The organism is Christiangramia marina (genome assembly GCF_048285865.1).
In the GTDB taxonomy this organism is placed as follows: Bacteria; Bacteroidota; Bacteroidia; order Flavobacteriales; family Flavobacteriaceae; genus Christiangramia; species Christiangramia marina.
In genome coordinates this window covers 607,689-614,325 of the sequence record NZ_JBLVTK010000002.1, presented here as the reverse complement: position 1 = coordinate 614,325, position 6,637 = coordinate 607,689, and the positions used below count along the sequence as shown (strand labels likewise).

The 6,637-nt window shown below is 39.4% G+C and carries 9 protein-coding genes; 6 read left to right on the top strand and 3 right to left on the bottom strand.

Features of this window, described 5'->3' with window-relative positions; all coding sequences use genetic code 11:
- Window positions 1-6 precede the first annotated feature (6 nt).
- The 4 genes from ACNKXS_RS09325 to yajC all read left to right on the top strand — a co-directional run bounded on the left by ACNKXS_RS09325 (window position 7) and on the right by yajC (window position 2,959).
- Window positions 7-1,110 carry a Glu/Leu/Phe/Val family dehydrogenase gene (locus ACNKXS_RS09325; RefSeq protein WP_295179349.1) on the top strand — a complete coding sequence of 368 codons (1,104 nt, stop codon included), beginning with the start codon at window positions 7-9 and terminating at the stop codon, window positions 1,108-1,110.
- Window positions 1,111-1,194: 84 nt separating this feature from the next.
- Window positions 1,195-2,139, top strand: coding sequence for a transcription antitermination factor NusB (gene nusB / locus ACNKXS_RS09320; RefSeq protein WP_141877038.1), 945 nt, complete (start codon window positions 1,195-1,197; stop codon window positions 2,137-2,139).
- 53 nt (window positions 2,140-2,192) lie between these two features.
- Complete coding sequence (locus ACNKXS_RS09315) at window positions 2,193-2,657, top strand: DUF1573 domain-containing protein (protein ID WP_295179344.1); 465 nt, start codon at window positions 2,193-2,195, stop codon at window positions 2,655-2,657.
- 8 nt (window positions 2,658-2,665) lie between these two features.
- Window positions 2,666-2,959: a preprotein translocase subunit YajC gene (gene yajC, locus ACNKXS_RS09310; protein WP_295179343.1), complete on the top strand. Its 294-nt coding sequence runs from the start codon at window positions 2,666-2,668 to the stop codon at window positions 2,957-2,959.
- A gap of 45 nt (window positions 2,960-3,004) precedes the next feature.
- Here yajC and ACNKXS_RS09305 read toward each other — a convergent pair whose 3' ends face one another.
- From ACNKXS_RS09305 to pepT, 3 genes are all read right to left on the bottom strand, one after another.
- Window positions 3,005-3,166 (bottom strand): YdeI/OmpD-associated family protein, encoded by a 162-nt coding sequence (locus ACNKXS_RS09305; RefSeq protein WP_417920627.1) that lies wholly within the window; start codon window positions 3,164-3,166, stop codon window positions 3,005-3,007.
- 40 nt (window positions 3,167-3,206) lie between these two features.
- Entirely contained in the window at window positions 3,207-3,458 is a 252-nt protein-coding gene (locus tag ACNKXS_RS09300; RefSeq protein ID WP_417920846.1) for a DUF1801 domain-containing protein, read from the bottom strand.
- Window positions 3,459-3,598: 140 nt separating this feature from the next.
- Window positions 3,599-4,840 (bottom strand): peptidase T, encoded by a 1,242-nt coding sequence (gene pepT / locus ACNKXS_RS09295; protein WP_417920626.1) that lies wholly within the window; start codon window positions 4,838-4,840, stop codon window positions 3,599-3,601.
- Window positions 4,841-4,950: 110 nt separating this feature from the next.
- On the opposite strand from pepT, the gene ACNKXS_RS09290 reads away from it, so the two are divergent.
- Entirely contained in the window at window positions 4,951-5,973 is a 1,023-nt protein-coding gene (locus ACNKXS_RS09290) for a quinone-dependent dihydroorotate dehydrogenase (protein ID WP_417920625.1), read from the top strand.
- Window positions 5,974-5,978: 5 nt separating this feature from the next.
- Complete coding sequence (locus ACNKXS_RS09285; RefSeq protein WP_417920624.1) at window positions 5,979-6,593, top strand: LysE family translocator; 615 nt, start codon at window positions 5,979-5,981, stop codon at window positions 6,591-6,593.
- Window positions 6,594-6,637 lie beyond the last annotated feature (44 nt).

Here is a 6,637-nt window from a genome sequence, read left to right as displayed (position 1 = left end):
CAAATTATGCAAGTTGACGTTCTAAATGCAAATGAACTAAAAAAAGCTGCTCCGGTTTTTGGACAGGTGTCTTTTGACGAACACGAACAAATCGTTTTTTGCAACGACAAAGATACAGGTTTAAAGGCAATAATTGGTATCCATAATACGGTTTTAGGACCAGCTCTGGGAGGAACCAGAATGTGGAATTACACTAGTGAATGGGAGGCTGTAAATGATGTATTGCGTCTTTCTCGTGGTATGACCTTTAAAAGTGCGATCACTGGTCTAAATCTTGGTGGTGGGAAAGCTGTTATTATAGGTGATGCTAAAACAGATAAAACTCCGGCGCTAATGAAGCGTTTTGGAGAATTTGTACATTCTTTAGGTGGTAAATACATTACTGCAGAGGATGTAGGTATGGAAACTTCAGATATGGATACCGTACGTGAGGTAACACCTTATGTAACCGGGATCTCAGAATCCCAGGGTGGAGCAGGGAATCCTTCTCCAATTACTGCCTATGGTGTATTTATGGGGATCAAAGCTTCAGCTAAATTCAAGTATGGATCAGATGATCTTGAAGGTAAAAAAGTTCTGGTTCAGGGAATTGGTCATGTTGGAGAAACTCTGGTAGAATATTTAACCGGAGATGGAGCTGAAGTTTATATCACAGATATCAACGAGGACAGACTTGCAGAAGTAAGTAAGAAATACGGAGCTCATATATTTACAGATAGAGATATTTATTCTGCTGAAGTAGATATTTATGCACCTTGTGCACTTGGAGCGACCATTAACGATGATACCATAGACAGACTGAAGGTTGATATCATCGCCGGAGCTGCGAACAATCAACTTGCAGATGAGGTTGCTCACGGGCAGATCCTTCAGAACAGAGGTATCGTTTATGCGCCAGATTTCCTTATCAACGCAGGTGGGATCATTAATGTGTATGCTGAATTGGAAAATTACGACAAGCAGGAGATCATGCGCAAGACGGAGAATATCTACAATACAACTTTGAGAATTCTTGAAAAAGCTTCTAAAGACGATATCACTACGCACTTTGCAGCTTTGCAAATAGCGAAGCAACGTATTGCCGATAGAAAAAAACAGAATTTAAATTAGTCAGTTCTAATTTATTAATATTTTTGCAGGGCGAAAGCGAAAAGCTTTCGCCCTTTCTAATTCCTAAAAAGTTCTTTTACAATTATGTTGACAAGAAGACATATCAGGGTTAAAGTAATGCAGTCACTGTATGCATTTAACCAAAGCCAGAATGACAACCTTGCCACTGAAGAGAAATTCCTGCTGAAAAGTATGCAGGAAATGTACGACCTCTTTCTGCTTCAGTTGAGTTTGATCACCGAGATAAGAGAACATGCTGAAGTGTACCTGGAGAAATCCCAGCAAAAGCACCTTGCCACTAACGAGGAAAAAGATCCCAATAGAAAATTTATCGATAACCAGATCTTCCAGATCCTGAATGAAAACGAAAGTATTCAGAAGGCATTAGAAGACCACAAGATCAATCACTGGAAACAGGATGATGAATATGTGGCGATCATCTGGAATGAGATTAGAAACAGCGAACTGTATTCAGAATATATGAATACTCGTGAAGGAAGTTTCAAGGATGATAAAGAGCTTATTATCCAGATTTTTAAGGAGATCATTGCTCCTAACGAGAAATTATACGATTACCTTGAAGATAAAAAGTTGACCTGGGTAGATGATCTTCCGTTAGTAAATACCGCCGCCCTTAAATTTCTTCAGAAGTTAAAAGAATCCACCGGTAGAGAAAAGCAGATCGCTCGTTTGTTCAAAAACGATGAGGATAGAGAGTTCGCTTTGAAATTATTCCAGAAAACCTATCTAAATGACGAGGACCTTTCCGAAGAAATGCTGGGGAAAACTCCAAATTGGGATAAAGACAGGATTGCTGAAGTAGATATGGTGCTTATAAAGATGGCCATCTGCGAGTTTTTAAAATTTAGCAGTATCCCTGTAAAGGTTACAATCAATGAATACCTGGAGATCGCAAAGGAATACAGTACTCCAAAAAGTAGCATTTTTATTAATGGTGTACTGGACAAACTTTCCAAGGAATACCAGACAGAAGGCAAGCTAAATAAAATGGGCAGGGGCCTGATGTAGTAAAGATTTTTTAGTATTTTTACCCATTAGAAATTAAACAAAATAACTTCGTCATGAAAAGAACAATTTTGATGTTTGCAGCTGCAGGGGCTATGCTGTTTACCGGATGTAAAGACAATGCCTCAGACAAGGTAAAAGCAGAGAACGTAGAAGCTTCAGCTGAACGTGATGCACAGGCGACTGTTTATCCTGAAATCTCTTTCGAAGAAACTGAATTTGATTTCGGAAACATAGCTAAGGGAACAAACGTTGAGCATGTATTCAAATTCACTAACACTGGAAAAGCTCCTTTAGTGATCACCAATGCTTCAAGTTCTTGTGGATGTACGGTACCAACCTATCCTAAGAATGAAACTATCCAACCAGGTGAATCTGGAGAGATGCTAGTGAAATTCAATGGTTCTGGTAATGGACAGGTAACTAAGACTGTAACAGTATCTGCAAATACTGAAGCTGGAAAAGAACAATTAAAGATCAAAGCTTTTGTAGAAGCTGCGGAAACAGAAACAGCTAGCTAAAAGCATTTATGGATCAATTAACCCAGTTTGCACCGATTATATTGATGTTTGTGGTGGTGTATTTTTTTATGATACGCCCGCAAATGAAGAAAGCAAAACAGGAAAAAACATTTGCCGCTGAACTTAAAAAAGGAGATCGTATTATTACTAAAAGTGGTATGCACGGTAAGATTATTGACTTCAGTGAAAAGAATAATTCGGTAATTATTGAAACAGGCGCCGGTAAGATTACTTTTGATCGTTCATCCATTTCAATGGAAATGAGTCAGAAACTGAATGCTCCGGTTGTAGAAAAGAAATAATTTTCGGATACATCAAACTAAAAAGCAGCTCATTGAGCTGCTTTTTTATTTTTTATAGCGATCGTAAAGTCCTGTTCCCTTTAAAATTAGAGGTTCGATCTTTTTGATTCTGTTTGATCGCGTTGCTTGTTTTTTGGCTTCAGCAATAAATTGAGCGTATTCCTTTTGATTACCAAAGCTTAGATCCTGAAATGCTCTTTGTAGCACTTTATTACCATTTAATATAGCTTCAAGTTTTTCAGGTATTTCAAGCGACTTTGGTCACTTTTAATTTCAAACCCGCTTTCTGGTTGGCTATTGCTTCTACTATATAAGGAACAATTGCATCCTTACTCATTCTATCCTTTGGCTCACACCTGATCTGTCTCAAGGCTTTTGTCTTGCCTTCCTGAGCATTGACCAGCAGCGCTGTGTTCTTTTTAAGAAATACGCCGTGGAAGAACCAGATGGCCAAATGGTTCTTAAAAGCACCAAGGCCTATGACATTTTTGCTCTCCAGGCTATATACCGGTGCTCACCATTTGATGGAAGCTGTCAATTCGGTTTGTTCCATTAATCCTACAAGCTGCCTGATTTGTGCATCCCAATCGGTATGAAGGAGTACATATTCTTCAATGGTAGGTATCTTACTCAAATCTTTTATTCGTATTTCTTAGCCGTAAGTTCCGCAAGTTTTACGATCACTTCCGCAGCTTTTTGCATACTCTCTACCGGTACATATTCATATTTACCATGGAAATTGTGACCACCAGCAAAGATGTTTGGGCAGGGAAGTCCCATAAAGCTCAGTTGAGCACCATCTGTTCCGCCACGAATTGGTTTGATGATAGGTTCGATGTCCACCGCTTCCATCGCATCACGCGCCAGGTCTACAATATGCATTACCGGTTCTACTTTTTCTCGCATATTACGGTATTGGTCAGTGATTTCAATAGTAATCAGGTCCCGGTCATATTGTGAGCAGATCTCACTGGCCAGATCCTGCATCATTTCTTTACGTGCCTGGAAGTGCCCCAGGTCATGATCTCTTATAATGTATTCCAGAATAGTTTCCTCCACATCTCCATTTATACTGCTTAGATGAAAGAAACCCTGCCTGTCTTCAGTATGCTCGGGGGTTTCCATTCTTGGTAAGGAATTGATGAAATCCTGAGCGATATACATGCTGTTCACCATTTTATCTTTGGCATAACCAGGATGTACGCTTTTGCCTTCCACTTTTACAACTGCGCGAGCTGCATTAAAATTCTCGTATTCTAGTTCTCCAATCTGGCTACCATCCATCGTATAAGCCCATTCTGCTCCAAACTTTTCTACATCAAATTTATGTGCTCCACGACCAATTTCTTCATCTGGCGTAAAACAAACTCTTATTTTTCCATGCAGAATATCAGGATTATTAACCAGGTATTCCATAGCGGTCATGATCTCTGTGATCCCTGCTTTATCATCTGCGCCCAGAAGGGTTGTGCCATCTGTAGTGATAATCGTTTTGCCTTTATATTGTAACAGGTCGTCAAAGTATTCCGGAGAGAGAATGATATTTTTCTCTTTATTTAGAACAATGTCCTTACCGTCATAATTTTCAACGATCTGAGGGTTCACGTTCGTACCGGAGAAATCCGGAGTTGTATCAAAATGTGAGACAAAACCGATTACAGGAACTTCGTGTGGAACATTTGCAGGTAGACTTGCCATAACATAAGCATGCTCATCTATGGTTACATCCTGCATTCCAATAACCTTCAATTCATCTACAAGCTTATTCGCCAGGTCCCATTGCTTCATGGTGCTGGGCGTCGAAGTACTTTCAGGATCACTTTGTGTATCTATCCTTACGTAGCTTAGAAATCTGTCTATGATATGTTGTTTATTGGTCATGAAGTAGAGCTTTTGCTCAAAAATACATATATAGCTTAGCGCGCCAAAACCTTTTAAGTTTTCATATAGATTTTGCTGAAATCCTGCTATTTTTGCATAAACCTACCTAGATGTATAAGTCACTCATAAGACCAGCGCTTTTCAAGTACGATCCAGAGCAGATTCATTATTTCACCTTTAATTTTCTTCGGAAATTTTGCAAGATCCCCGGAGCATTAGCCTTTCTAAGATCAAGATTTAATATTTCTGATAAACGTTTGGAACGGGAAGTCTTTGGACTGAAGTTTAAGAACCCTGTAGGTCTGGCCGCAGGTTTCGATAAAGATGCAAAGCTTTACAAAGAACTTTCAGCTTTAGGTTTTGGTTTCGTAGAAGTAGGAACTGTAACACCAAAGCCCCAGCCAGGAAATGAGAAAACCAGGTTATTCAGGTTACCCGAAGATTCAGCCATTATAAACCGTATGGGTTTCAATAATGAAGGGGTGGAGCAGATGGTTGCCAGATTAAAGGGAAATACAAACGTGCTTATTGGTGGTAATATTGGAAAGAACAAGCTTACTCCCAATGATAAAGCGGTTGATGATTATGTTTATTCCTTTGAAGCACTCTTTGATTATGTAGATTATTTTGTGGTGAATGTTAGCTCACCTAATACTCCGAACCTCAGGGAACTTCAGGATAAAGAGCCATTAAAATTACTACTGAACACTCTTCAGAAAAAAAACGAACTTAAAAATAAGTCGAAGCCTATTTTATTAAAGATCGCACCAGATCTTACAGACGAGCAACTTTTGGATATTATCGAGATCGTTCAGGAAACCGGAATCGCCGGGGTAATCGCTACCAATACTACAATTTCGCGTGAAGGACTACAGTCTGAGAACAAAAGCGAAATGGGCGGACTTAGTGGAAAACCTCTCACTAAAAGGGCTACACAAGTGATACGTTTTCTTTCTGAAAAAAGCGGTCGTTCTTTTCCTATAATTGGGGTTGGCGGAATACATTCTGCAGAAGATGCTGTTGAAAAACTGGAAGCCGGAGCAAGCCTGGTTCAGCTATACACAGGCTTTGTCTATGAAGGTCCTCAGCTAATAAAAGATATCAATAAGAAGATTCTGCAGAAAGGATTATAGTTAAGATGCTCGAACAACTAATTCCTTTTCTTACCGCTTCAATACTACTTACCTTTTCTCCGGGACCGGATATCATCTATGTACTGGTAAGGTCGATCGCATACGGAGCGAAACAGGGAATAGCCACAGCATGCGGACTCGTTTCTGGAATTATTGTTCATACTAGCCTGGTTGCTTTTGGAGTTTCTGCGATCATCCGGCAATCTGATACTACTTTTCTCATCATAAAAATACTCGGAGCTTTGTATTTACTATACCTAGCTTACCAGGTATACAGATCTAATCCTGAAATTGCCTTTTCTTCGGAAGGAATTAAACATAAAAGTCTGTTGTCATTGTTTCGACAGGGATTCATCATGAACGTCCTGAATCCAAAAGTCGGAATCTTTTTTCTGGCATTCTTTCCTGGATTTTTATGGGAACCTGATGGCAATACCGTCTGGCAGTTTTATGTTCTTGGTTTTGTTTTCATGTTGCAGGCACTAATCATTTTTTGTTTGGTAGCCTTCGCCGCAAACAGGATATCCGGCTGGGTAAGATCATATCCTTCTTCTGGTATATTTCTGAAATGGTTACAGGTCGTCATTTTTATCCTTATCGCGATTCTAATTCTTATCTAATTGTGGAATTCTTAGCGATACCGGGAATAGTTGATTCTGAAATT